Here is a 26,839-nt window from a genome sequence, read left to right as displayed (position 1 = left end):
CTTTTTTTATATCTTACAGAACACTCGCCTTGCCTTCATTGATGAATCCGCGTGCAGCATCAACTGTAACTTCTTGGCCTTCTTTCAGTAGTGTCATCGCTTGACTAGCGCCAACAATAACTGGAATACCAAGGCTTAACCCTACTACTGCTGCATGGCTAGTCAAACCACCTTCAACGGTTACCAAAGCAGCACACTTTTCAATGGCAGGCATCATTTCTTTATCTGAACCAAGTGTAACTAGTATACTCTCAGGAGTGACTTTTTGAATAGCTTCTTCAGCGTTTTTCGCAAGTACCACTTTTCCTGTTGCTGATTTCCGACCAATTCCTTGTGCTTTAAGGATGGTATTTCCTAGCACATGGATTTTCATCAAGTTAGTTGTACCTGTTTCTCCTACTGGTACTCCCGCAGTTATTACCACAAGATCACCATGGGAAACGAGCCCAGAATTTAAGCTTTCTTGAATAGCAATATCCAACATGTCATCTGTAGATTTTGCTCTTGGACCAATTTGAGGATATACTCCCCATACTAGAGCCAATCGGCGTGAAACACGCTCGTTTGAAGTAACAGCCACAATCGGTGCTTTGGGACGATACTTAGATATCATACGAGCTGTATGACCACTTTCTGTTGGAGTGATGATTGCTCCTGCCTCTAAATTCAATGTTGTATGAGCAACCGATTGCCCAATTGCATCAGTGATATTACATTCATTATCTTTACGACGCATTGATAAAATTTCTTTATGATTCAAGGCTTGTTCTGCACGTGATGCAATATTATTCATAGTTTGGACAGCTTCGACTGGATAACTACCTGCAGCCGTTTCGCCAGATAGCATGATCGCATCTGTTCCATCAAAAATCGCATTCGCTACGTCAGAAGCTTCTGCACGAGTAGGTCTTGGATTTCTTTGCATAGAATCGAGCATTTGTGTAGCGGTAATAACCGGCTTTCCTAAGGCATTACATTTTTTGATTAAATCTTTTTGTACTAAAGGAACCTCTTCAGCAGGAATTTCCACCCCTAAATCTCCACGTGCTACCATTAGACCATCTGAAACTTCAAGAATTTCATCAATTTTGTCTACGCCTTCTTGGTTCTCAATTTTCGGGATAATTTGGATATGCGTTGCATTATGCTTTTCCAGAAGCTCTCGAATTTCCAAAACATCTGATGCACGACGAACGAAAGATGCAGCAATGAAATCAATATCCTGGCTGATTCCAAAGATGATGTCCTGTGCATCTTTATCTGTAATACCTGGAAGGTTAACCGCTACCCCTGGTACATTTACGCCTTTTTTATTCTTTAGTGTCCCGCTATTCAATACATTTGTATGGATTTCTCTTGCATCGCGATCGATTTTTGTCACTTCTAGGCCAATTAAACCATCATCAAGCAAGATTCTTGTACCTACATGGATATCCTCAATCAATCCATCATATGTAATCGAGAATTTCTCAGCTGTACCTAAAACTTCTTTCATTGAGATGATGACATTTGAACCAGTTTTCAATTCAATTGCGTCATTTTCCATATTATGTGTTCTTATTTCAGGACCTTTTGTATCCAGTAGAATAGCAACCTTTTTCCCAGTCTTTTCGGATGCCTTTCTAATGTTTTCGATCCTTGCTGCATGCTCTTCATGACTTCCATGAGAAAAATTCAATCTTGATACATTCATTCCGGCTTCAATCAAATTGCATAGTTTTTCAACTGTTTCACTGGCAGGTCCAATTGTACAAACAATTTTCGTTTTGCGCATGAATATAATTCCTCCGTAACTTGTTAGATTAGATGGACAATTCTTGAGATAATTTATACATTTCCATATCAATCAAATGCTTTTTCGATAATGCTTCAATAATGTCATAGTCAACCAACTGATTTTTTTCTATACCAACAGCACGTCCACCTTGTCCTTCAATCAGGAGCTCCACAGCTCTTGCTCCTAATCGACTTGCTAAAACTCTATCGACTGCTGTAGGGGAGCCTCCACGCTGTACATGTCCTAATACGGAAATACGTGATTCAATATTCAATAATTCATCTATTTGTTTACCGATTTCGATACCACTTCCGACACCCTCGGCCACAACGATAATGCTATGTTTTTTTCCTCGATCGTGTCCTCGTTTTAACTTAGAAACAATGTCATCAATATTGAAGTTTTCCTCTGGGATGATAATCGTTTCTGCTCCTCCTGCTAACCCAGCCCAAAGAGCTAAGTCTCCAGCACGGCGGCCCATCACCTCAATGATAAAAGTTCTTTCATGAGATGTTGCAGTATCCCTGATTTTATCGATAGCATCAATGACTGTATTCAATGCTGTATCAAAGCCTATAGTAAATTCAGTTCCAGGGATGTCATTATCAATAGTCCCAGGCACACCAACACAAGGAAATCCGTGCTCAGTCAAAGCTTTTGCTCCCATATAAGAGCCATCCCCACCTATTACGACTATCCCTTCAATTCCATGTTTCTTCAATTGCTCAATCCCTTTAAGTTGACCTTCCTTCGACTTGAATTCTAGACAACGGGCAGAGTGGAGCACTGTGCCACCACGTTGAATGATGTCACCAACAGATCCAAGCTCCAATTTTCTAATATCTCCATTGATCAACCCTTGGTAGCCATGGTAAATACCAAATACCTCTAGATTGTGATAAATTGCTTTACGTACGACTGCCCTTACAGCCGCATTCATTCCTGGCGAATCTCCTCCACTAGTTAAAACACCAATACGTTTCATAAATTTCTTCACCTCTAGTTTCCATTCCTACTCCTTAGATGGAATCCGATTTATGTATGTATACCCAAAAACAAGCCTATTATATCCTTTGCAAAAACTAGAGTTTTTATTTTGTTCATTTTCCCTAAACAAGTCTAAGTTTACCTCTAGTTTTCACAATATTCTAGTTAGTCATTCCAATTCTCGCGTTTCTCATTCTAAGGTACTTGAACCGATTCGTAAAGCAAATTTGTTCATCTTTTAACAAAATTTAAATTGTCTTTAAATTGAAAGCGTTTCACTTACAAAAAAGTGTTTAAATGTTAAAACGTGTTGCCGAAAAAGGCAACACGTAAAAAAAATCATTATGGTATTATTTCACTTCTGAAAATTCTTTAGGCTCTGAAAATTTACCGATTTGTTTAAACTTTTGATAACGGTCTCGGATTAATTTCTTTTCATCTTTTTTCATAAGCTCTTTCAATGAAGTCTGTAATACTTCACCCATTAAAATGGATTGAAGCTTAGGGTCTTTATGGGCTCCACCTTTGACTTCAGGAATAATTTCGTCAACTACTCCAAGTTCTTTTAAATCTGGTGCAGTAATCTTCATGCTTTCTGCCGCTTTTTTTGCCAAAGTGGCATCTTTCCATAGGATTGTCGCTGCACCCTCCGGAGATATAACAGAGTAAGTAGAGTTTTCCAACATGTGAATTTGATTTGCTACGCCTAGAGCAAGAGCTCCACCACTTCCGCCTTCCCCGATAACAATCGAGATGACTGGAACTTTTAAGCCTGCCATTTCAAAAAGGTTTTTAGCAATCGCTTCACTTTGTCCTCTTTGTTCTGCAGCTTTTCCTGGATAAGCTCCTTTTGTATCGATAAAACATATAATTGGGCGATTAAACTTTTCAGCCTGTTTCATTAGTCTTAAAGCTTTTCGATATCCTTCAGGATGGGGCATGCCAAAGTTGCGACGAATATTTTCTTTCGTATCCTTACCACGCTGATGACCAATGATTGTAACCGGAAGACCTTTGAACTTGGCAATTCCACCAACAATCGCAGCATCGTCCGCAAAACCTCTGTCTCCATGGCATTCAAAAAAGTCAGTGAATAAATAGGAAATATAATCCAAAGTAGTTGGCCTTGAGGGATGCCTAGCTACTTGTACACGATCCCATGGCTTCATATTGTCATAAATTTCGTTTTCTAGTTTTTCGAGTCTACCTTCAAGCTTTTCAATTTCAGAAGATAAATCCACTTCAGCTTCTTCCGTCAAGCTTTTCAATTCATCGATTTTTTTTCGAAGCTCTATGATTGGACGCTCAAATTCCAATTCTCCTACCATTGAATGTCACCACCCGGGGTATGGATTTCTAAAATCGTAACTAGCTTATCTTTAAGTTCAGTCCTTGGTATTACCGCATCTAATTGACCGTGCTTTAATAGGAACTCTGAAGTCTGGAAATCCTCAGGGAGCTCTTCACGAATCGTTTGCTCAATAACACTTCTACCTGCAAAACCAATAAGAGCACCTGGCTCAGCAAGATTATAATCACCAAGTGAAGCGAAGCTCGCAGACACACCACCAGTGGTTGGATGGGTCATGACTGAAATAATTAATCCCCCATCTTCACTGAACAGTTTAAGAGCGGCACTAGTTTTTGCCATTTGCATTAAGCTTAGTATTCCTTCTTGCATCCTTGCTCCACCAGAAGCAGTGAAAATGATGAAAGGCACCATTAATTCATGTGCTTTTTCGATCGCACGAGTGATTTTCTCACCGACAACTGAACCCATACTTCCCATTCGGAAATTCGCATCCATAATTGCCACAACCACATTCATGCCCTCAATGCTCCCAGTCCCCGTCAAGACAGCTTCATTTAAGTTTGCTTTCACTTTGTCCTTTTCTAGTTTCTCCAAATAATCAGGAAAACCAAGCGGATTCTCAGAAACCATTTCCGAATCTAATTCGACAAAGGTGTCAATATCAAATAAGCTATCCACTCTCTCAAAAGCATTCATTCGATGGTGGTAACCACAATGAGAACATACCTTCAGGTTTTTTAAAAGTTCTTTCGTATACATGATTTTTTTACAGCTCGGACATTTTGTCATGATTCCTTCTGGCACATCCTGCTTATCACGCTCTGAAGGAATTGTTGCATACTTTTTCTTTTTAGACTTTGAAAATAGCTCTTTCAGCAAGAGGAATCCTCCCTTTGTCGTTAAATCTCCAGTTCATGCCTGTCCTAATACTTTACACGACAGAAAATAAAAAGATTGTAAAAACCTGTCATAACGGTTTCGACAATTTTCTGATTCTATATAAATAGGTCTCTACCATTCTTATTTCATCTTTTAACTGTATTGAATCTAAAAGTTCTAAGTAGTCATCCACTTCTGCAGTTATTACATTCCTTTTTGTAGAACGTTCATATGAGTGAATCACTCGCCAAATTCTTTCTAACAACTTGTTTGGATTTGTAATGGCAATGGTTTCAAAAAAGGAAGAATCATCAAAAGAATGATTCTTTGCCCAATTTAACAGTTGGTCAATCTTTTCCTTCTGACCCCGTTGAATCAAAAGTTTTAGGCAATCTAGTTCAATTAAATGTTTCGTTTCGGAGAGATCATCGATTGTTTTTTGATCTTGTAAAAAAAAGGCTCCAAGCAAATCAACTAAGCGATGTTCTTGAAAGTCCTTGATGAATGTTCCTTCACCACGTCTAGTTTCTATTAGCCCTAATAATTCTAAAGCACGCAATGCTTCGCGCACGGAAGACCTACCCACACTAAGCCGGTCCGACAACTCCCGTTCAGAAGGGATTTTATCGCCTAGTACCAGCCCGTCCGCATCGATCATTGCTCGAAGTTTTTCGACAATTTCTAAATAAATCTTAGATGAAACATTAGAATTGGTTGTCAAAATCCCATTCACTCTTTTCCGATAATGGCAAGCTTGCGAGTTTTTTCCTTAATATCTTCTGGTTCTACTTTTAATCGCGCCACGCCTGTTTCCATCGCTGCCTTTGCAACTGCTGCTGCAACTTCTGGTGCGACCCTTGGATCAAATGGTGCTGGAATAACATAATCTGCATTTAATTCAGATTCTTCAATAAGACCTGCGATTGCTTCTACAGCTGCCACTTTCATTTTTTCGTTAATATGTGTTGCACGAACATCTAGCGCTCCGCGGAATATACCAGGGAATGCCAAAACATTATTAACTTGGTTAGGAAAGTCCGAACGGCCTGTCCCCACTACTTTGGCTCCTGCTTCCTTCGCTTCACTGGGCATGATTTCTGGAACCGGGTTAGCCATTGCAAAGATAATAGGATCTACATTCATGGAACGAATCATATCCTGTGTTAGTGCACCAGCAACTGAAACTCCAATGAATACATCAGCCCCTTGGATAACTTCTTCCAAGCTCCCTGACAATTTGTCATGATTTGTGATTTTTGCTACTTGATCCTTGATTTCATTCATACCAAACGGGCGACCGTCATAAATTGCTCCCTTAGAGTCGCACATGATGATATCTCGTACGCCATAGCTATATAAAAGCTTGATAATTGCTATGCCCGCTGCTCCCGCTCCATTAGCGACAACTTTTATTTCTGACATACTTTTCCCAATAAGTTTCAGAGCATTCACTAAACCAGCAACAGTTACAATGGCTGTTCCATGCTGATCATCGTGAAAAATTGGAATATTCGTCTCTTTTTTTAATCTTTCTTCTATAACAAAGCAGTTTGGCGCTGCAATATCTTCAAGGTTAACCCCACCAAAATTAGGTTCCAATAACTTTACAGTTTCAATGATCTTTTCAATATCTGTCGTTTTTAAGCAGATTGGAAAAGCGTCAACTCCAGCGAAGCTTTTAAATAATACCGCTTTTCCTTCCATAACCGGAAGTGCAGCTTCAGGACCTATATTTCCAAGTCCTAAAACAGCTGTACCATCTGATACAACTGCTACCATGTTGCCCTTCATTGTATAGTCATAAACCGTTTCAGGCTTATCATATATATCCTTGCAAGGCTCTGCCACACCTGGAGAATAAGCTAAACTTAAGTCGTTTGCGTTTCGAACTGGCACCTTAGATACCGTTTCTAACTTTCCCTTATTGATGCGATGCATGTGCAAAGCTTCTTCTCTTAATGTCAACGTAATTCACTCCTTAGATTATCAACAATCTAACCAATAATCCCAAGTGGTCAGACCACGTCATCTTCTAATACACTATATCACAAGATTTTAGGATGTAAAGATTAAACGTCTTTCAATAATACATTTTTTTCACCTACAAGTGTTTGTATTTGTTGTAATAATTGACTTGTAGGATTGATCCATTCGGTCATGGGAAGCTTAACATAACGAGTTTCCCTCTCATAATACAGCAAAACGCTCGTAAATCCAGGATAATGACGAATAGTTTGTTTTAATTTTGGTAGAATACTTTTAGATTGAACATTTTTATCAATCCGAATAAATAATCTTTTCAAATTTTCTTCTTGAATCCTTTTTAGTTCTTCTATTGAATAGATCTTTTGGACGATAAGCTGTTTTTTTCCATTTCGATTCTCCAAAGTTCCATTAATAAGGAGGACCTTCCCTTTTTTCAATAATGGCATTTGTTCCTTATAAATGTTCGGAAAAACAACTGCCTCCATTTCACCACTATCATCGCTAACGATTAAAAAAGCCATTACCTCTCCTTTTTTTGTACGGATGGATTTAGCTTCAGTAATATAAATTCCTAAAGTTGACTTTGGCTCTTCATCCTGTTGAAGTACCTGGTTAATTGAAGCGGTACCAAAATGGGAAAACAATTCTGTAAAAGGTGTCACTGGATGATCGGATAAATAAAACCCTAAAACTGCTTTTTCATAATTTAATTTATCTTCAATGCCGATAGGGTCCATTTTCATATACTTTGGCTTTAAGGTGAACTCACTATCCTCAAATAAATCAAATTGATCTTCATTAGGATTGACTAGATTGACATGTTCAATAGCCACATCCAGGCTAGCCAATAAAGTGGCTCGATCTTCTCCGAATTCATCGAACGCACCTGAATGAACCAATACCTCTAAAACCTTCCTATTGACTACTTTTGTGTTGACTCGCAAGCAAAAATCGAACAAATCAGAGAATGGCTTTTGCTTTCTGGCTTTAAATATCTCTTTTAATACATTTCCTCCTATTCCTTTGATGGCAGCCAAACTAAATCGTATAGCTTGACCTTCTATGCGGAAGGAATAGTTGCTTCTATTTATGGAAGGTGGCAAGAAAGCGATATCCATCTTTTTTAATTGAATGGTATACTGTGCAATCTTATCCTCATTACCTATCACACTTGTAAGTAATGCTGTCATAAAGTGAAGCGGAAAATGAGCCTTTAAGTATGCCAGTTGATACGCTATCAGACTATACGCAGCAGCATGGCTTAAGTTAAATCCGTAATTGGCAAACCGGACAATTAAATCGTAAATGGTATGCGCGATATTCTTTTCATATCCTTGATTTATAGCACCACGAACGAAATCTTCTCGACCAGCATCAAGCACTTCTTTTTTCTTTTTCGATACAGCTCGCCTTAATAAATCTGCTTGTCCTAGTGAAAATCCGGCAAAACGAGACGCAATCTGCATAATTTGTTCTTGATAGACAATGACTCCATATGTGTTTTCTAAGATTGGTGCCAAATCAGGATGAGGATACTGAATTTTTTCTTCACCATGACGACGCCTGATAAAGACTGGTATATTTTCCATCGGACCAGGTCGATATAATGCATTAACAGCAACAAGGTCTGAAAACCTTTCCGGTTTGAGTTGCATCAAGACTTTCCGCATGCCGTCTGATTCGAATTGAAAAATACCGGTGGTATCTCCGTTTCCTAAAAGCTGCAGAGTTTTCACGTCTTCCATTGGCAGTCGATCTAGCAATACGGTACGGCCAGTTTGTTTTTTTATGGCTTCTAAAATCGAATCCAATAGAGTAAGATTCCTCAAACCTAGGAAGTCCATCTTCAATAATCCTATTTCCTCTAATACTTCCATTGGAAATTGTGTTAGGTGGACTCCATTGTGACCTTCTTGAATGGCAATATGTTCCGTTAGTGCAATATCGCAAATAACAACTCCAGCCGCATGAGTGGAAGTATGCCTTGGTAGTCCTTCAAGCTTACGGGCAGTATCAATTAACTTTCGATTGAAATCATTCTCTTGATAAAATCCCTGTAACTGTTTAGATTCATGGATGGCTTGATCAATCGTAATTCCAAGTCTTTGAGGTATTAACTTGGACAATGAATCAAGTTCTTTAGAATTTAAACCAAATACTCTCCCTGAATCGCGCAAAGCTGCTTTGGCAGCAAATGTTCCAAATGTGATGATTTGGGCCACATGCAGCTCTCCATATCTTGATGCGACATACGCTATGACTTCGTCTCTTCTATTGTCAGGGAAGTCAATATCAATATCAGGCATAGAAACACGCTCAGGATTCAAAAACCTTTCAAACAGGAGATTATATCTCATAGGATCGATATCTGTAATTTGTAATACATAGGCAACCATGGATCCTGCGGCGGAACCACGTCCTGGTCCGGTAAGGATTCCTTGTTCTCTCGCATATTTCATAAAATCCCATACAATCAAAAAGTAATCACTAAAGTTCATTTGACCAATGACGTCTAGCTCATAATCTAAGCGTTTCTTATATGATTCATCCGCATTTCCATAGCGATTATGGAAACCTTTAAGACAGATTTGTTTCAACAGTTCTTGAGAACTTATCTTTTTTTCATGTGGATATTTAGGAAGTAATGTCTGATGCAGTGGAATTTCCACTTCACATTGACTAGATATGAAAAGTGCATTCTCTAAAACTTCTGGATCGTCTTGAAACAATTCATGCATTTCTTTAGGTGATTTAAGATAAAATTCGTTTGAAGGCAGTTTTTTTCGGTCTTGATCGGATAGTTTTTGTCCAGTTTGAATGGCAAGCATTGCTTCGTGTACAATATGATCTTCCTTCATTAAATAATGCACAGGAAGAGTGGCTACAATTGAACACTCATTTTCACAAGCAAAGACTTTTACTCTTTCAAATAAACTTTGTTCATCTCTCCCCCCATTTTTCTGAACAGATATGTAAAAATCCTTTCCAAAAATCTCTTTATAAACCGCCACAGTTTCAACAGCCTTTTGCGGTTCACCATTCAAGAGTGCCGTTTCTAGGCTTCCCTCTTGACCAGGGGTTATGGCTATCAATCCTTTTGAATAACCTTTAAGCCAACGGAACGGAAGTCCGTCAGGGGACTTCGTTTTAATCGCACTACTAATTTTAAGAAGGTTTTTATACCCATCGAGATTTTTGGCTAGTAATACTATTGGATAACTTCCGTCAGCATGCTGGATATCTGCTGTAAGACCTATAATCGGTTTTATCCCTTGTTTCTTACACTCCTTGAAGAAGGGGATACTTGCAAACATGACATTTCGGTCTGTGAGGGCAACTGACTTCATTCCTAATTTCTTTGTTTGATGTACCAATTCCTCCACTTTGACCGTACTTTGGAGGAGGCTATAAGCGCTATATGTATGCAAATGAACAAAAGACATGATTTCCCCACCTTTTTCGTACGATAATCTTGTTAATATTATAGAACTTCGCATACAAAAAAGAAAATATGTTCTCTTTTTCATTTTGGCTCTTTTCGTATAGATTGTTGTTATTAGACTATAATTTGTCCGTTGATTTCCGCTCCTAGCACTTGCTTTCCGCGGGGAGGGTGGGAGCTTCCTCGATTAAACACCGCACGAAGGAAATGCGAATGCATTTTCGAGGAGCAAGTGCCCTCCACTACAATCAACTCAGTTAGTTAAAGTTAAATGAACTAAAAGCAACAAACTTTACGAAAACAGCTTTCATTTTTGATACTTCTTCTATTTAAATGAGTTTGTCCATATACATAAGGTAAAGTTAAAAAAAATAAGGATGATATGATGAAAGAAGCCTTCTTCCCTACTTTCTTGAATAGTTATTTCATCGCATTAGGGGTACTTATTGGTGGCTCCTTAATTGGTGGGATTTCAGCATTTTTCACGAACCAACCTCCTATGACTGTTGTATTCCGGTTATCCGATAGTTTACGGATATGGGCGATCGTCGCAGCAATGGGTGGAACTTTTGATACGGTCTATAGTTTCGAAAGAGGTATTTTCCATGGTCAGACTCGTGATATTATCAAACAGATTTTATGGATTTTATCTGCACTTGGCGGTGCACAAACAGGAGCACTGATTATTAGATGGCTCACTCAGGAGTATATCTCCTCATGAGAATCCCACCTTTATACCACCAACCCCTTTGGCAGCGATTTTTTGCTGGTTTTGCAATAGGTGGGTTCATTAGTTGGTTTCTCTTTTTTTATATGTATGGCGGAATGCAAGAAAAGCAAATTCAAATGATTTCTAACCAAGAGGAAACCATCAAAGATTTAGAAAAAAAACTTGGAGTGTTGGAAGAGGACTATAAGGCATTAAACAAGCAAAATGAAGAAAAGTTACTTGTGCAAGATATATCCGTTGCGATTGAGAATTATAAATTGTACCAGCTTGACCGATTAAGCGTAATGGAAGCGCAAGAGTCTATAAAGGATGACTTGGATTTCCTCATTACAAAAGATATTGAATCTGTCTATGCCGGGAAAGTTTTATTAAAAAAATCGATTGAAAATAAAATAATAGAAATCAATAAAAAAAGATATAAAATCGAAGTAACAGAAATGATGTTTTACACAAAGGTATCCATTCAAGTAAAGATTAGGCGGATATAAAACCATGGGACGGCTTATATGAGTCAAACCCACTTAAGGTGGGACGGCTGAGACCTATTTTGAGCCGTCCTTTTTATTTTTGGCTATATTCGTTAACTTTGTTGCTATTTAATAAGTGAGTGGTTGATTTCCGCTCCAGGATGCTCGCTTTCCGCGGGGCGGGCGGTGAGCCTCCTCGGCGCTTTACGCCTACGGGGTCTCACCTGTCCCGCTGCTCCCGCAGGAGTCTCGCACCTTCCGCTCCAATCAACCTGTTTATTAACTGTTTGTTTTTATAAAACAAAATAACATCAATCTTTTAGAAAAGAGCCTTATTTTTAAATAGAACAAGCCTCTTCCATATCCCTTAAAACTGAATCAACTTCATCCCATGAATAAATGGATGCTCCCGCTGCCAATGGATGCCCTCCACCGCTGTAGTTTCTTGCAACCGTATTAATGACAGGCCCTTTTGAACGCAAACGAACACGGATCACTTCCTCTTCTTCAATAAAGAAAGCCCATGCCTTCAACCCTTTCACTCCACCAAGTGAACTCACAAGCAAGGAAGCTTCTGATGGCTTAACATCGAATTTCTTTAATGTTTCAGCAGTAATAATCATGTGTCCTACTCCATTTTCCGAAACCTTAAAGTTTTGGAAGACATAGCCATTCAAACGGACGACATTCTCATTTACGTCATACATACCATTAAATAAATCTGACCGGTTGAATCCATAATGAATCAATTCACCTGCATATAGAAAAGTTTTTTCAGTGGTACTTGGATAAAGGAATCTCCCAGTATCCCCAACAATTCCTGCGAATAATAATCTAGCAGCTTCTTGATTTAGAATGAGCCCTTCATCCTTCCCAGCTAGATAAAAGTCATAAATCATCTCACTTGTAGAGCTTGCCGATGTATCTACCCAGAGCATGTCACCGTAAGGATCTTCATTAGGATGATGGTCGATCTTTATCAATTTATCGCCTAGTTTGTATCGAGGATCACAGATTCTTTCTTCATTGGCTGTATCGCACACAATTACAAGGGCACCTTCATATTCTTTTTTGGTAATTGTATCCAATCGCCTCATAAAGTGTAGGGACTCATCTTCCTCTCCAACCATATATACCTTTTTATTAGGAAATGATACCTTAAGCATCTCACCTAAACCGCATTGTGAACCATATGCATCTGGATCAGGTCTTACATGTCGGTGAATAATAATAGTGTCATATTTTTTTATTTCTGATAGAATGGATGTTTTCATAAAATGGTTCTCCTATCTTTCTTCAGATAGCAAACGGTTCGACCCATGCAATCCAAGAGATTTTTAATCTGGCAATCCATTGTGAAAAACGTTATAGTATGAATTGGACAAAATGTCACGTTGGGAGGTCTTCAGATGCCAGTTTTCGTAATATTTATTATTCTAGCATTCGCCTTTTATGTATATTATAAAATTAAAATTTTCCGTACAAATCTGCCGATGGAAAAGAAGTGGATATCAGCTAAATCTTCCATAGCGCTTGGTGTGTTCGTTTCCATGTTTGGATTGAATCAACTTTTTCTTTATTCAGGGACAGTCACATACATTGTCGCTGCTGTCTTTATCATCATCGGTGCTTTAAGCATCTATGGAGGCATTAAGGCTTATAGATTCTTCCTGCCACATGCAATCGCCGAGGCAGATCAAGCCTATAAAAAATAATTCAATGGAAAGGGATGCCCCAATTAATGGAGGCATCCTTTTTTTATGCCAATCTTTGTTAAGGGAAATCACGTTCGATCCAGTAATTGACACATCATCATCGCTTTCCCAACCAATTTACCTTCATTGAAAACTTCGATGTCAACCTTCCCAAATTTCCGCCCAACTTCTAATACCTTAGGGAATATCTCTAGCTTACTGTCGATTTGAACAGGCTTGATGAAATAAATGGTCATGTTTTCTACCACTAAGTCGCCTCTTTTGAAGGTTTTCAATGCCCGGTTTGCCGCTTCCGTAACAATAGTTGTAAACACCCCGTATGATATCGTACCTAAATAGTTTGTCATTTGCGGAGTTACTTCAATATGATAAACTTCGTCACCTTTTCCTCTTTCCCCTAAGTCGACTAATTGACTGGCAATAACATCATCGATGGTCTCTCCGACTTGTGGCTGTCTTTGGATCATTTGCAGAGCTTTTAATACATCTTGCCTGCTGATGATTCCAAGTAAACTTTGGGAGTCGTCCACAACTGGTAATACCTCAATGCCTTCCCAAACCATCATGTGAGCGGAAGATGCGACACTTGTTTTCCCATTAACAGTCATTGGATTTTTTGTCATGACTTTCTCAATAGGTGTATCCAATTCTTCCCCCATTATATCCTTTGATGTAACCATTCCTTGTACCTTGAAATTCTCATCTACGACAGGGAATCTACTATGAAGGGTTTTTCTATTGTGACCCATCCATTGGTCTACCGTATCTCCCATTTGAAGATAGACCGTTTCACTGAATGGTGTAAGTATATCTTCCACTAATAATATTTCTTTCTTGATTAGCTGGTCGTAAATTGCCCGGTTAATCATGGTCGCAACCGTAAATGTATCGTAGCTGCTAGAAATAATCGGAAGTTCGAGTTCATCGGCAATTTTCTTGACCGATTCATCTGTATCAAAACCACCCGTAATAAGAACGGCTGCCCCCGCCTTCAATGCCAATTCATGAGCATTAGTACGATTACCTACAATCAATAGGCTCCCCGCATCCGTATATCTCATCATAGCTTCAAGCTTCATCGCACCTATGACGAATTTATTCAAGGTCTTATGCAATCCTGCACGGCCTCCTAGAACTTGTCCGTCCACAATATTAACAACTTCGGCAAACGTGAGTTTTTCGATATTTTCTTTTTTCTTCCGTTCAATCCGGATCGTCCCAACACGTTCAATAGTGCTAACATACCCTTTAATTTCCGCATCTTTAATTGCACGATAAGCAGTCCCTTCACTGACTGCTAAATCTTTAGCAATCTGACGGACAGATATCTTCTCACCGACTGGAAGCGTGTCGATATACTGGATAATTTGTTCATGCTTTGTAGCCAAAGCTTTTCACCCTCTACATATGGTATCTCTTTCCTATATTATAAGGGCAAAAGCTTAGGCTTACAATGTAACCATCAAGATTGATACATTCTTCTTTTTTTCGTCATGTTTTCTTCCTGTTGAACAGCTTTTCGTTTTTGAGGAGAATAGAGCAAGCTTGATAGATTTCCAGCAACTACAAAGAAGGCGAGAAGAAGCCACATACTAGAAAAAATCCCAAAAGAACCTTGAGCCATGATATCAATCCTGGGAATCGCAAAATAAAGCATCATACCGCATAAGAGTAAACATAGTAAAGCGCGTTGTTTCATATAAAACCACTCCTTCATTAAAATAGGCTCATTTTGTATAGATTGTTGTTTTTATACTATTTAGTTTGCCCGTTGATTTCCGCTACAGGCACTTGCTTTCCGCGGGGAAGGTGGGAGCCTCCTCGGCGATACCGCCTGTGGGGTCTCCCACTTCCCTCTATTTCCCGCAGGAGTCAAGTACCCTCCGCTACAATCAACTCAAACTTTTAAAATTATTAAACTAAAAAAGCAACAAAGTTTACGAAAACGAGCCCTAAAATAAGAATGCCTGTACCTTACTACACCTTATGCAAGCCTATGATAATATTGACAACTTGTTCGATAAATCTTTAGAAACTTAAGGATTTTACCGGCTAGACATGGTAATTTACCGAATGGACTTGGCATTTTACCAAATGTAAGAATTTTTTACCGAAATTTCACTTTTATTACCAAAACGTAATCTATCCAATAATAGTGTAGCTTTACTCTTTTCAGCAAAAAAGAGACTGCTCTAAACAAAGAGTCAATCTCTTGAACATTCAAAATATGGTTTATCCTTTCAGACTTCCAGTTTATAATTCTAAAACATCACCAGGATTCATCACTTTGCCAATTCCCGTTTTTAACATGTCCACAAATTGCTGTGGGTCCTGTTTGATTGGAGGAAAAGTATTATAGTGAATCGGGACAGCTGTTTTCGGATTAAGGAATTCAACTGCTAAGGCAGCATCCTCTGGTCCCATTGTATAATTATCCCCGATTGGCACAAAAGCAACGTCAACTGGATGACGATCTCCAATTAATTTCATATCAGAAAACACTCCCGTATCCCCTGCATGATAGATAGTCTTATTGTTTATAGTTAATAAAACACCAGCTGGGTTTCCGCAATACACCATTTGTCCATCTTTAGTTTGGTATCCTGATCCATGAAGAGCTGGTGTTAGCTTCACCTTTCCCCATTCGAAGGTATGCGCACCACCAATATGCATAGTGTGAACGTTTTCTACTCCTTCATTTAGTAGGAATTCACCTAATTCATAATTAGCAATTACAAGTGAACCATGTTTTTTGGCTAACTCAACTGTATCCCCTACGTGGTCATCATGACCATGAGTTAGTATAATCACATCCGGTTTTACCTCATCTAACTTTAAGTCTGTCAAACCATTACCAGTAATAAATGGATCGAACAAAATCGTTTTCTTCTCTGTTTCCACTTGGATGATGGCATGTCCATGAAATGAAACCTTCATATGGTTCAGCTCCTTTAAATTTCAATATTAATAAGAAATTGTGCAAATGGTGATGTTTCTCTGTTTTTACCATTATAAAGAATGACAACAAATAATTGCAAAGAAAGACCTTCACTGTTACTCTCGTGTTATAGAATATAATTGGAGGTAGCGAAATGATGGATAAAAAATTAAAGCTACAAAATTGGTTGAAAGAAAAAGAAATTGATGTTGCGTTTGTGACATCTACAGATAATGTATTTTATTTAAGCGGCTTCCACAGCAATCCACATGAAAGACTCCTTGGATTAATGACTTTCCAGGAAGGTGAATCGATTCTCATTTGCCCGAAAATGGAGATTGAAGAAGCAAGACATGCAGGATGGCAAGAGGAAATCATCGGATATACGGATATTGAAGATCCATGGGAATTCATACAAGCCGCAGTCAAAAAGCGTGCGTTGACAATACGTCAAGCCGCCATTGAAAAAGAGCATATGAATGTGGAACGGTATGAAAAATTACAAGCTACTTTCTCAGCTCCTAATTTATTCCCTGTAGAAGAAGTGTTACGAGAGCTTCGAATGGTAAAGAGTGAAGATGAAATGAAGCTGATTCGTGAGGCTTGTAAGCTTGCAGACTTCGCTATTGAAGTAGGGGTGTCTGAAATCAAAGAAGGCAAGACCGAAATGGATATTTTGGCTGCCATTGAATTCGAATTAAAGAAAAAAGGCGTCAATCAAATGGCGTTTTCCACTATGGTATTAACTGGCGCCAATGCAGCATCTCCACACGGTACTCCAGGTCAAACAAAAATCCAAAAAGGAGATTTAGTGCTGTTTGATTTAGGTGTGGTATACAACGGGTATTGCTCTGATATTACAAGGACGGTAGCATTCCATGATATTAGCGAGAAGCAGCACGAAATTTACAATACCGTTCTTAAAGCTGAATTAGCTGCAGTAGCTGCGACTAAGCCTGGAAAAACTGCTGCAGAGATTGATTTGACTGCTAGAAACATCATTCGTGAAGCAGGATACGGAGAGTATTTCCCTCACCGTTTAGGGCATGGATTGGGAATCAGCGTGCACGAGTATCCTTCCATGACTGAAACGAATGGCCTTGTATTGAAAGAAGGCATGGTCTTTACCATTGAACCAGGAATTTATGTCCCATCTGTAGCGGGAGTAAGAATTGAAGATGATGTCCTAGTTACTAAAGATGGTTGTGAAATTCTTACACACTATCCAAAAGAATTACAAATCATCAGATAATAGGTTGGATACAGGTGGTGAATCAGCCTTGTAATTCCACTATCTGCAATCATTGTGACCGATTTTCTTTGGAAGAAAAAAAGATCCTTCTCTAATGGAGGATCTTTTTGGATTGTCGAGAGGAATATTTAATTATATAAAGCAGGTGCACAGCTTAAGTTTAATCTGTACCTAGTAATACCAAGCGGAAAATCACCTGGTTTTATCTGTATTCTTCTGACTGGAAAATTTTATTTAAATTCGGTAACGACAAGAGCGACTTCTCTCTGTGATTTAAACTAATTTAATAACATTTCCGATAGTGGCACTGGGATGTTGTTCAAATGATTCTTCATATTCGACAAGCCCGATCCTGCATCCTTCTCCAATGACTATTTTCTTTCCTCTAACAATATCTGCTATTGTATTTTCAAGGTGGATGGTATCACCTTCAATGGTTTCAGCAGTGAAATCCCTTGTACTTTTGAAAAATGGGATTAGCTTGAACGCCTTTTTAATCGTGATCATCTCGCCACCAATCTCTTTTGCGGTACCTGAAGCATGATTTATTTGAATATCTATGATATCTGCATTCAAAAGACCATCTACTTTAAGAATTCCCTTCACTGTACACTTCTCCGCCTCGAGGTTATTCTTGATTGAGAGACTCCCTTTCACATCGACTATTTCACAATGTACGTTTTGATAAAATTCAGCTGAACCCCAAACATTCAGCCTTTTGGCTTCGGCTCTGTCCTTTCCTACAAGAGTCCCAAAGACTTTAATATCGTCCGAAGAGATTTTACCTTCGATTTCAGACTCTCCGAGTACATTAATATTATTACTATGAAGTACTCCTACCACTTTTCCAGTTCCAAAGATATTAAACTCTGAGCATTCAACATCCGAAGAGATTGTTCCTTCCCCAGCAATGCGAATTTTTTTATAACTCCCACCTGAATAGACACCAGATCCATTAATCGTTAAATTTCGCTGTCCACTCATCCTGTTCTCTCCCCCTTATTTCCCCTATACCTGAATACATTCTTTAACTTTAGCATTTTCATGTAATCGTACTGTTTGTCTGTATTCAACACGGTCGATTTCACAATCCTGACCAATGACCACATCATTTCCTCGAACCATTTTTGCCTTTGTAAAATCTAAATCGATTGTGTCACCCTCAACTAATTCCGTTTCAAAAACATTTGTTAGGAAGGTATTTACAAACAATCCAAACCCTGATGCCCCCTTACGCACCGTTATGGTTTGGCCACCAACCTCTCTTGCTTGGCAATGACCTAGTAGTGAAATATCCACAGTATCGGCTGAAAGCAGTCCATCAATATAAAAATTTCCTTCAGATAAGTAAGTCTCGCTTTCACAATCCCCATCAACATTAATCTTTCCTTGAATCTTTATTTCTTCTACTTTTACGCTTGAACCTATATTGGCTTTTCCTGAAACAACGAAATTCTCACAATTCACCTTTCCAGAAATCGTAGCAATACCATCTACCCTAAGTTCTTTACCCCCAATATTTCCGTTGATCTTTGCAAATCCACTAACAATTGTCTTCTCTGAAATCAAGTTTCCGTGTAAGGTAGCTTTACCATTACTTTCAAAAATTTGACTTTCCACATTTCCATTAATTGTCCCTTTTCCATTTATGGTTACACGGTGAACAGTCCCCCCATTAGAAGAACCAAATCCATTTATTAAAATTTCTCCCTTATTTTCCAAAAGTTCCTCCCCCTATCCTTCTAAACAAATCATCTTTAACTGCTCGATGCGATCCATTATTTTAGATTCCCAAACCAGTTTTGTGTCAATGTCCATCAAATAACTCTCCTGCTTGATAAGAAGAAAGCATGAAGAAACCCCCATTTTCCTTGTTACCACTATTGTTGAAGCCTCTGTCAGTAGTTCTTCACCATATTGCTTCAAGACTTGTAAAACCATTTCCGCGTCATTTATATGTAAATCTCCTGATTGTAGACCTTTATCAACTATAAAAACGTGTAATAGTTGTAGGAAGTTCCATTCTGTACTCTTAAATAGGTTACTAAATAGATTTGCAGCTACATTCGAAACAATGTTACGTTCCAAAGCATCATCCTGATGATAAGTAAGACTGTCTAGATTCGATGAAAACATATCCGCCAATTGATCGAGTGAGACATTCTCCTTCATTTGTTGGATTTTCTCAATTCTTTCTAAAATTTTATCTTTAGGAAAAAAGGTTTCTTGCCCAGTAAAGGCGGATTTTCTGATAAACCAATCCTCTGGGATTAAATTCTTTCGTTTCCATCTATATAACTGGCCGTAGGAAATACCTGTCAATTCAAGTAATTCTTTTTTTGAAATTTCCTCTTCACTCATTTTGATTCCCTCCTCCCACTTATAATGTAACAGAACATTGTTACGTTGTAAATACATAGCTTTAATTTTTAGTTTGGTTAAACTACCCTTTATTCAAAATTAAATGCTTACTGTTTGATGCTCTCACTATTCTTTATTAGGTTCGTATTTGGATAATCGTAAATAAATACTTTTATAAAATAAAAAAGTAAACCTCCGATAAGAAGTTTACTTTTCCTTTTCCCATTGTTAGCCTTCGAATATATTGGATTGACTTGATTGACTAACTTGACTTTCTTGATTCCCTAAACCCTCTTGACTTACTTGATTTTCCTGGTTAGTTGCATTTTGCTCTGCTACTTCACCACTTGTATAAGATTCAGAAATTTGTTGGATGGTTTCACCTTGTGCTGAATCATCATAAATAAATTGAGCAGGTTGCTTCTTTTCCATATGTATCCCTCCTTCCTATTACTTCAGTATTGTTCGTAATTTGGAAACAATTATACAGAGTAGGATACTGTATAATAATGTTAAAAGGAGGAGAGAAGTTATGGAACTAAATTATCAAAACATTCTTGTAGCAGTGGATGGATCAAAAGAAGCGGAGTGGGCATTTAAAAAAGCAGTACAAATTTCTAAGCGGAATGATGCAGCTCTCGTAATCGCCCATGTCATTGATACCCGTAATTTCGTAACATTCGAGTCATATGATCAAGAAGTTGCCCTTCGTTCTGAAGCCTATGCAAAGGATATACTTGAAAGGTATCAAACGGAAGCCAAAGCTGCTGGATTAAATAATGTCACCATAGTGATCGATTACGGCTCTCCAAAAATTAAAATTCCAAAAGACATAGCAAAAAAATATGAAATTGATTTAATCATTTGTGGAGCCACAGGCTTAAATGCGGTGGAACGATTCTTCATCGGTAGCGTTTCAGAGCACATCAGCCGTTATGCTTCTTGTGACATACTCATTGTTCGAACTGATGAAAAATAAGTAGGAAGAAGGGGCAATTTCATTTGAAATCGCCCCTTTCTTCCTATTTTTATCTTATTTTATTAATTTTTTCGCCTTTTCAATTGCAATCCGGACTTGTGAAAAGCCTGTTCCGCCAGCACTGTTCCGACGTTCAACAGCCTTATATGGCTGAAGTGCCTCAAAAATATTTTCCTCAAACAATTCCGAAGCAATCTTATATTCTACCAGGCTCAAATCAGCTAAAAAGCAACCTTGTTGAATGCATGTCAATACTAGTTTTCCTACCACTTCATGTGCTTCCCTAAATGGTAATCCCTTATTAGCTAGATAATCTGCAAGTTCAGTAGCATTAGAGAAATCGGATTTTGTAGCCTTTTCCATGACTGCTGTATTCACTTTCATGGTAGAAATCATACCTGTGAAAATCTTCAATGAACCAATGACCGTCTTTACAGTATCAAACATGCCTTCCTTGTCCTCTTGCATGTCTTTGTTATAGGCAAGAGGCAAGCCTTTTAAGACCGTAAGCAATCCAAACAGATTACCATATACACGTCCTGTTTTACCTCGTATCAATTCTGCCATGTCAGGATTTTTCTTTTGAGGCATGATACTGGATCCTGTCGAGAAGGCGTCATCCAATTCAATGAACTGGAATTCCTGGCTCGACCATAGAATGATTTCTTCGCTTAATCGTGAAAGGTGCATGAATAGAATGGAAGAATGACTTAGGAATTCAACAATAAAATCACGATCACTTACAGCGTCTAAGCTATTTTCATAGATTCCTTCGAATCCTAGTAATTCTGCTGAATATACACGATCGATCGGAAAAGTAGTACCAGCCAATGCACCGGCTCCTAGAGGAGAAACATTGATCCGTTTCAAACATTCTGTAAAACGCTGTTTATCCCGCTCTAACATCCAAAAGTAAGCCATGAGATGATGGGCAAAAGAAATAGGTTGAGCGCGTTGTAAATGAGTATATCCTGGAACAATCGTCTCAATATGTTGCTCAGCTTGTTCGATAAGTGACTGTTGTAATTCCTCAATTAACTCAATTACATCATGTGTCTGATTTCTTAAATATAGATGCATATCAGTAGCCACTTGATCATTACGGCTTCTTCCTGTATGAAGTTTTCCTCCGACAGGTCCTATCTCATCTATCAGGAAGCTTTCTAAATTCAAATGGATATCTTCCATTTTGGTCGAAAACTGGAGTTCACCAGCCTCTGCTTTTTCCTGTAAGGTTTGTAAGCCTTTTGTAATTAGCTCGGCATCCCCTTGTGGTAAGATTCCACATTTTCCAAGCATGTTTACGTGGGCGAGACTGCCTTGAATATCCTCCATCACAAGCTCCTGATCAAAGGAGATGGAAGCTCCGAATTCATCTACCCATTGCTCAGCGGATTTCGTAAATCTTCCACCCCATAACTTTTTCACACGCCCACCTTCTTCTTACTGTTAACAATGCTGTTCACCTTTGTTGGAAGACCCCATAAGGAAATGAAGCCTACAGCTGCTGTATGATCAAATTCATCATCAGATGTGTATGTCGCTAACTTCTCATCATATAAAGAATTCTCGGATTTACGTCCTTCAATGATTGCATGACCCTTGAATAATTTAACTCGGACAGTACCATTAACCGTTTTTTGAGTTTCTTTCAAAAAGCCCATCAGTGCATCCTTTAACGGCGAGAACCAAAGCCCCTCGTAGATCAACTCTGTCAGTTTTTTCTCGATATTTGGCTTAAAATGTGCAACTTCTTTTACTAGAGTAATATCTTCTAATTCTTTATGAGCCTTAATTAATGTAATGGCACCTGGACACTCATATACTTCACGGGATTTGATGCCGACCAAACGATTCTCAACATGGTCAATACGTCCAACACCGTGTTTCCCAGCAATTTTATTCAACTCCAGAATCAAATTTGCTAGAGAATAGGAAACACCATTTAGGGATACCGGAACACCCTCTACAAAATCAATTTCCACCATATCCGGTGTATCAGGTGCCTCTTCCAAGCTAACTGTCAGTTCGTATGCCTCTTCTGGTGGGGCAGCCCAAGGATCCTCTAAAATACCACACTCATTGCTTCTACCCCAAAGGTTTTGATCGATGGAAAATGGACTATCTAAATTAATTGGAATTGGAATCTCTTTTTCCAATGCATATTGAATTTCCTCTTCACGTGACCAGCTCCACTCACGGACAGGAGCGATCACCTTCAAATTAGGATTTAGTGCTTGAATGGAAACCTCAAAACGTACTTGATCATTCCCTTTACCTGTACATCCGTGTGCTACTGCTACAGCACCTTCTAACTCTGCAATTTCAACTAGTTTTTTTGCAATCAATGGACGTGATAATGCAGATACTAAAGGATATTTCCCTTCATATAAGGTATGAGCCTGCATGGCAACAAGGGCGAAGTCCTGAGCATATTCCTCTTTTGCATCAATCACATAGGACTTACTCGCACCAACTAACAATGCTTTATTTTTTATGAACTCCAAATCTTTTCCTTCCCCGACATCCAAACAACATGCAATAACCTCATATCCTTGTTCCTGCAACCATTTTATCGCTACGGAGGTATCTAATCCTCCTGAATAAGCTAATACAATCTTTCCTTGTTCCATCGTAATTTCCTCCCTATATAAGAATAAAAATTCATATTTTTTTATATTTATTCATCCATGAGTTAAATTTAACAGCTTTATTTCATAAAATCAAGAAGATTTGTGTAGGAAATTAAGAGTTTAAATATTCAGTAAATGATTCAGTTTATCAAAAATATAGTACAATTATGGATAATCGGTACGCTAGGAGGTAATATCCATGAATGAATTTTTTATCTATGATGAGCGACTCGGCATCACCATTCCTGATTTACAGCGTAACTGGGATGACATACATGTGGATGAACAACAGCATTTGCTTTTGCATTGGGAAAAAATCAGAGGAAGTATTCCAGATCGCATAAAAGAAATTGAAAAAATAATTGATGAAAAACAGACCCAACTTTCTGTTGAAAAAGACTTTGAAGTTTCATGTAGGTTAAATACAGAAATTGCTGAAAATGCCTCTATCATTAATGATTTATGGTTGTGGTATCGGGCGAATCAAGGAGTTTCTGAAAAGTCACACTTATAGTTGTCACAAAAAAATTATCCATCAATAAGCACTTTTCTTCACTTTGCAATTGGATTCCAACTTACTATTTGAATTAAAAAAACTCGTCAATTTGACGAGTTTTTGAATCTTAAGTTGATATGATTGAAACGAAGTAATATGTAGTCTTAAATCATTCAAGGTCCTTTTTAATTTCCCTGACCACATGCCCAATCTCAGGTAAGATCAGTCGATTCATCGCTAACTTAACTGCGCCAGTTGATCCTGGAGTGGAAAAAATTGCTTTATCATGGACAATGCCTGCAATTGCACGTGACAAAATCGCAGCTGATCCAATGTCTTCTGTATAGCTAAGCATTCGAAAAATTTCTCCAAAGCCGACCATTTCCTTGCTCATAATGGATTGGACGGTTTCGATGGTTACATCCCGTTTCGAGATCCCAGTCCCACCATTTGTAAGGATGACTTCCACTTGTGGATGTTCACAGCCTGCTATAATCGCATCCTTTATTGACTGTTGATCATCCTTCACGATTTGATAAAGAATGATTTTATGACCTTCTACCTCCAAGAGATCCCACATCAATTTTCCACTTTTATCAGTTGCATCCGTACGGGTATCACTAACCGTTATAATCATACATCCTACAGATTCCGGAGCATCCTTTTTATGATCTATAAAACTCATAGATTCTTTTTCCCTTCCAGAAATCTATACTGATAAAAAATATGAGCAAACTCACTTACCCTTCTTGTCATCTGATAATTGCTTCCCGCTCCAATCGCCATACTTATGAGAGGTAACCCTTGGAATTTCTTTTTCTTTAGGGCAGTGATAGCCATGATTTTTAGTATTTGCTTCATCGGCTGCTCAAGCCAAGATATGTTTGTCATTTCTTCATTACCTTGATAAAAATATTGGTCTTCTTTGGTCTTTATATCTTCCATCAATTCTTCCCAAGTGTACTTTTGCAATCGTTTAGGTAAAGTACCAGCATGGAAAACCTTTAGGGAAAGCATCATCTCATATGGAGTATTTACTTCAAATCCGTAACTCATAGCAATCAATTGGACCATTCGAAGGTTAATGACTGTCATCGCGGGCAGGTCGGTCCCTAACAGTACCGTTCCCCCCATTCCACTTAATCCTCCTTGTGTAAAGGAATATAATCTGTGCTTAGCAATTTGTTGTTCCGCAATAAAAGTTAATTTATCAATGGAAAGATAACGAAGATCGAATATTGATTCCACATCTTCATGGAATACTCTTGCAGATGAAAGAATTCTATCCCGAGCATCCTGTTGAAATTGAGAGTTTTGAACAAGTGCATGCAAATGGAATAACCATGAATCCATCTTAGAAAAAAACTGACTTTGTATATCTTCAGAAAGGAGGGAAAAACTAGCTTCCAATCCTTTATCGTACAAAAGCTGAAACTCGGAAGGTTCATATTGATGCAGTTGTTCTTCCCATTTTTGTATTTTTAGCCAGGCTTCTTCTTCACGCTTATTCCACATATCTACATCCCCCTTCGTTATCCATACATTTCCTTTTATATTTTACCAATAGTATAACATAGCTTGAAATGTATAGAAAAAGGGCTAACCCAAGAAATAAACTCAGGTTAACCCTTATATTTTTGCAATAAATTATTTAGTTAATCTTTGAACGTCACGTGCAATCATGACTTCTTCATTTGTAGGGATGACCATTACTTTGACTGGAGAATGTGGATAACTAATGAATGCTTCCTCACCCCTTGTTTTATTAAGGGCAGGATCCCAGTATACGCCCATGAATTCTAGGCCTCTTAATACTTTTGCTCGGATAATATCACTATTTTCACCAATACCAGCTGTGAAAATGATAGCATCTACCCCACTCATACGGGCAGCATAAGAACCAATATATTTATGGATTCTATTCGCAAAAACTTCTAATGCTAGCTCAGCGCGTTCATTTTTTTGTTCTGCCTTAATTTCAATGTCTCGAAGATCGCTTGAGAATCCAGATACCCCTAACATACCGCTCTTTTTATTCAATACGTCTAATACTTCGTCTGCATTCTTGCCTGTCTTCTCCATGATATATGGAATTAAAGCCGGGTCAATATTCCCAGACCTTGTCCCCATTGTCACACCTGCTAAAGGAGTGAATCCCATTGAGGTGTCAATTGATTTTCCTGCCTCAATAGCAGCAATGCTTGCCCCATTTCCTAAATGACAGGAAATTAAGCGAAGTTGCTCTACTGGTCTGCCTAACATTTCTGAGGCTCTTTCTGAAACATACTTATGAGAAGTACCATGGAAACCGTATTTACGAATGCCAAACTCTTTATAATAATCATATGGCAAGCTGTATAAGTATGAACTCTCAGGCATCGTTTGATGGAACGCTGTATCAAAAACTGCAACAGAAGGAACGTCCTTTAAAATCTGTTGAAAGGCTTTAATCCCTGTAATGTTAGCAGGATTGTGTAACGGAGCAAGATCAGAAAGTTCTTCAATTTGCTTCAACACTTCTTCTGTAATCATAACAGAGTCATTAAACACCTCTCCACCATGAACGACACGGTGGCCAACCCCTTCAATTTCATCGAATGACTGGATAATATCGTGCTTGATTAGTTTATCAAGCAACATTTTTACAGCCACATCATGGTTAGGGATATCTGTGATTTCTTTTACTTTTTCATCTTTAACTGTGATGGTGAAAACAGAATCATTCAATCCGATTCTTTCAACTAAACCTTTTGTAATTACTTTCTCGCTCGGCATCTCAAATAACTGGAACTTCAATGAAGAGCTTCCCGCATTGATAGCAATAATCTTTGACATCGTTTACGCTCCTTTATATATCACTTACAGAAAAGTCGAAATAAATGTAT

26 protein-coding genes are annotated in these 26,839 nt (G+C 38.3%); 6 read left to right on the top strand and 20 right to left on the bottom strand.

The genetic code is table 11. From position 1 onward, the window contains the following. Positions 1–13 precede the first annotated feature (13 nt). The 7 genes from pyk to dnaE all read right to left on the bottom strand — a co-directional run bounded on the left by pyk (position 14) and on the right by dnaE (position 10,384). Positions 14–1,774, bottom strand: a complete 1,761-nt coding sequence (gene pyk, locus G3O09_RS09555) for a pyruvate kinase (protein ID WP_163101251.1) — start codon at positions 1,772–1,774, stop codon at positions 14–16. Between the two features lie 28 nt (positions 1,775–1,802). Next, the gene (pfkA, locus tag G3O09_RS09550; protein ID WP_163101250.1) at positions 1,803–2,762 is read right to left on the bottom strand and encodes a 6-phosphofructokinase; all 960 of its coding nucleotides are present in this window, start codon (positions 2,760–2,762) and stop codon (positions 1,803–1,805) included. A gap of 352 nt (positions 2,763–3,114) precedes the next feature. Further along, entirely contained in the window at positions 3,115–4,092 is a 978-nt protein-coding gene (gene accA / locus G3O09_RS09545) for an acetyl-CoA carboxylase carboxyl transferase subunit alpha (RefSeq protein ID WP_163101249.1), read from the bottom strand. Continuing rightward, entirely contained in the window at positions 4,086–4,955 is an 870-nt protein-coding gene (gene accD / locus G3O09_RS09540) for an acetyl-CoA carboxylase, carboxyltransferase subunit beta (protein ID WP_163101248.1), read from the bottom strand. Before accD ends, accA begins: the two co-directional genes overlap by 7 nt. A gap of 88 nt (positions 4,956–5,043) precedes the next feature. Beyond that, positions 5,044–5,676 carry a FadR/GntR family transcriptional regulator gene (locus G3O09_RS09535; protein ID WP_240338394.1) on the bottom strand — a complete coding sequence of 211 codons (633 nt, stop codon included), beginning with the start codon at positions 5,674–5,676 and terminating at the stop codon, positions 5,044–5,046. A gap of 8 nt (positions 5,677–5,684) precedes the next feature. Next, the gene (gene ystJ / locus G3O09_RS09530) at positions 5,685–6,920 is read right to left on the bottom strand and encodes an NADP-dependent malic enzyme (protein WP_163101247.1); all 1,236 of its coding nucleotides are present in this window, start codon (positions 6,918–6,920) and stop codon (positions 5,685–5,687) included. 104 nt (positions 6,921–7,024) lie between these two features. After that, positions 7,025–10,384: a DNA polymerase III subunit alpha gene (gene dnaE, locus G3O09_RS09525; RefSeq protein ID WP_163101246.1), complete on the bottom strand. Its 3,360-nt coding sequence runs from the start codon at positions 10,382–10,384 to the stop codon at positions 7,025–7,027. A 381-nt stretch (positions 10,385–10,765) separates the two neighbouring features. Between dnaE and ytrH the strand changes: the two genes are divergently transcribed. Continuing rightward, positions 10,766–11,104, top strand: coding sequence for a sporulation membrane protein YtrH (gene ytrH, locus G3O09_RS09520; protein WP_163101245.1), 339 nt, complete (start codon positions 10,766–10,768; stop codon positions 11,102–11,104). After that, positions 11,101–11,601: a sporulation membrane protein YtrI gene (gene ytrI, locus G3O09_RS09515; RefSeq protein ID WP_163101244.1), complete on the top strand. Its 501-nt coding sequence runs from the start codon at positions 11,101–11,103 to the stop codon at positions 11,599–11,601. Before ytrH ends, ytrI begins: the two co-directional genes overlap by 4 nt. 317 nt (positions 11,602–11,918) lie before the next feature. On the opposite strand, the gene G3O09_RS09510 is transcribed toward ytrI, so the two are convergent. Next, the gene (locus G3O09_RS09510) at positions 11,919–12,854 is read right to left on the bottom strand and encodes a DHH family phosphoesterase (protein WP_163101243.1); all 936 of its coding nucleotides are present in this window, start codon (positions 12,852–12,854) and stop codon (positions 11,919–11,921) included. A gap of 135 nt (positions 12,855–12,989) precedes the next feature. On the opposite strand from G3O09_RS09510, the gene G3O09_RS09505 reads away from it, so the two are divergent. Further along, positions 12,990–13,295 carry a YtpI family protein gene (locus tag G3O09_RS09505; protein WP_163101242.1) on the top strand — a complete coding sequence of 102 codons (306 nt, stop codon included), beginning with the start codon at positions 12,990–12,992 and terminating at the stop codon, positions 13,293–13,295. Between the two features lie 68 nt (positions 13,296–13,363). On the opposite strand, the gene G3O09_RS09500 is transcribed toward G3O09_RS09505, so the two are convergent. From G3O09_RS09500 to G3O09_RS09490, 3 genes are all read right to left on the bottom strand, one after another. Beyond that, positions 13,364–14,683, bottom strand: coding sequence for a CBS domain-containing protein (locus G3O09_RS09500; protein WP_163101241.1), 1,320 nt, complete (start codon positions 14,681–14,683; stop codon positions 13,364–13,366). A gap of 74 nt (positions 14,684–14,757) precedes the next feature. Further along, complete coding sequence (locus G3O09_RS09495) at positions 14,758–14,994, bottom strand: hypothetical protein (RefSeq protein ID WP_163101240.1); 237 nt, start codon at positions 14,992–14,994, stop codon at positions 14,758–14,760. 554 nt (positions 14,995–15,548) lie between these two features. Then, a complete protein-coding gene (locus tag G3O09_RS09490; protein ID WP_163101239.1) occupies positions 15,549–16,232 on the bottom strand; it encodes a metal-dependent hydrolase in 684 nt (227 codons plus the stop codon). 158 nt (positions 16,233–16,390) lie between these two features. Between G3O09_RS09490 and G3O09_RS09485 the strand changes: the two genes are divergently transcribed. Further along, a complete protein-coding gene (locus G3O09_RS09485; RefSeq protein ID WP_163101346.1) occupies positions 16,391–17,485 on the top strand; it encodes a M24 family metallopeptidase in 1,095 nt (364 codons plus the stop codon). Between the two features lie 273 nt (positions 17,486–17,758). Here the strand turns inward: G3O09_RS09485 and G3O09_RS09480 are convergent, their stop codons facing one another. The 4 genes from G3O09_RS09480 to G3O09_RS09465 form a co-directional block, all read right to left on the bottom strand. Beyond that, positions 17,759–18,469 carry a cytoplasmic protein gene (locus G3O09_RS09480; RefSeq protein ID WP_163101238.1) on the bottom strand — a complete coding sequence of 237 codons (711 nt, stop codon included), beginning with the start codon at positions 18,467–18,469 and terminating at the stop codon, positions 17,759–17,761. A 24-nt stretch (positions 18,470–18,493) separates the two neighbouring features. Continuing rightward, complete coding sequence (locus G3O09_RS09475; protein WP_163101237.1) at positions 18,494–19,207, bottom strand: cytoplasmic protein; 714 nt, start codon at positions 19,205–19,207, stop codon at positions 18,494–18,496. A gap of 12 nt (positions 19,208–19,219) precedes the next feature. After that, positions 19,220–19,846 (bottom strand): YhbD family protein, encoded by a 627-nt coding sequence (locus G3O09_RS09470; RefSeq protein ID WP_163101236.1) that lies wholly within the window; start codon positions 19,844–19,846, stop codon positions 19,220–19,222. 228 nt (positions 19,847–20,074) lie between these two features. After that, entirely contained in the window at positions 20,075–20,278 is a 204-nt protein-coding gene (locus G3O09_RS09465) for a hypothetical protein (RefSeq protein ID WP_163101235.1), read from the bottom strand. 100 nt (positions 20,279–20,378) lie between these two features. Here G3O09_RS09465 and G3O09_RS09460 point away from each other — a divergent pair, with 100 nt between their 5' ends. Continuing rightward, positions 20,379–20,825: a universal stress protein gene (locus tag G3O09_RS09460; RefSeq protein WP_163101234.1), complete on the top strand. Its 447-nt coding sequence runs from the start codon at positions 20,379–20,381 to the stop codon at positions 20,823–20,825. A gap of 54 nt (positions 20,826–20,879) precedes the next feature. Here G3O09_RS09460 and argH read toward each other — a convergent pair whose 3' ends face one another. Together argH and G3O09_RS09450 are read right to left on the bottom strand one after the other, a co-directional pair. Beyond that, a complete protein-coding gene (gene argH / locus G3O09_RS09455; protein ID WP_163101233.1) occupies positions 20,880–22,253 on the bottom strand; it encodes an argininosuccinate lyase in 1,374 nt (457 codons plus the stop codon). Beyond that, a complete protein-coding gene (locus G3O09_RS09450) occupies positions 22,250–23,458 on the bottom strand; it encodes an argininosuccinate synthase (protein ID WP_163101232.1) in 1,209 nt (402 codons plus the stop codon). The genes argH and G3O09_RS09450 overlap by 4 nt, the downstream gene beginning before the upstream one ends. Positions 23,459–23,657: 199 nt before the next feature. Between G3O09_RS09450 and G3O09_RS09445 the strand changes: the two genes are divergently transcribed. Then, positions 23,658–23,972: a hypothetical protein gene (locus G3O09_RS09445; protein WP_163101231.1), complete on the top strand. Its 315-nt coding sequence runs from the start codon at positions 23,658–23,660 to the stop codon at positions 23,970–23,972. Positions 23,973–24,123: 151 nt separating this feature from the next. On the opposite strand, the gene G3O09_RS09440 is transcribed toward G3O09_RS09445, so the two are convergent. The 3 genes from G3O09_RS09440 to G3O09_RS09430 all read right to left on the bottom strand — a co-directional run bounded on the left by G3O09_RS09440 (position 24,124) and on the right by G3O09_RS09430 (position 26,789). Continuing rightward, positions 24,124–24,639 (bottom strand): MogA/MoaB family molybdenum cofactor biosynthesis protein, encoded by a 516-nt coding sequence (locus G3O09_RS09440; RefSeq protein ID WP_163101230.1) that lies wholly within the window; start codon positions 24,637–24,639, stop codon positions 24,124–24,126. Beyond that, complete coding sequence (locus tag G3O09_RS09435; RefSeq protein WP_163101229.1) at positions 24,636–25,469, bottom strand: EcsC family protein; 834 nt, start codon at positions 25,467–25,469, stop codon at positions 24,636–24,638. The genes G3O09_RS09440 and G3O09_RS09435 overlap by 4 nt, the downstream gene beginning before the upstream one ends. Positions 25,470–25,601: 132 nt before the next feature. Continuing rightward, on the bottom strand, positions 25,602–26,789 hold the full coding sequence (locus G3O09_RS09430) for an acetate kinase (protein ID WP_163101228.1): 1,188 nt from the start codon (positions 26,787–26,789) through the stop codon (positions 25,602–25,604). Positions 26,790–26,839 lie beyond the last annotated feature (50 nt).

The sequence above is a fragment of the Peribacillus alkalitolerans genome (genome assembly GCF_010882125.1).
Classification (GTDB): Bacteria; Bacillota; Bacilli; order Bacillales; family DSM-1321; genus Bacillus_BN; species Bacillus_BN alkalitolerans.
Note: the sequence above shows the minus strand (reverse complement) of the source record. Positions and strands in the feature narration are given on the sequence as shown.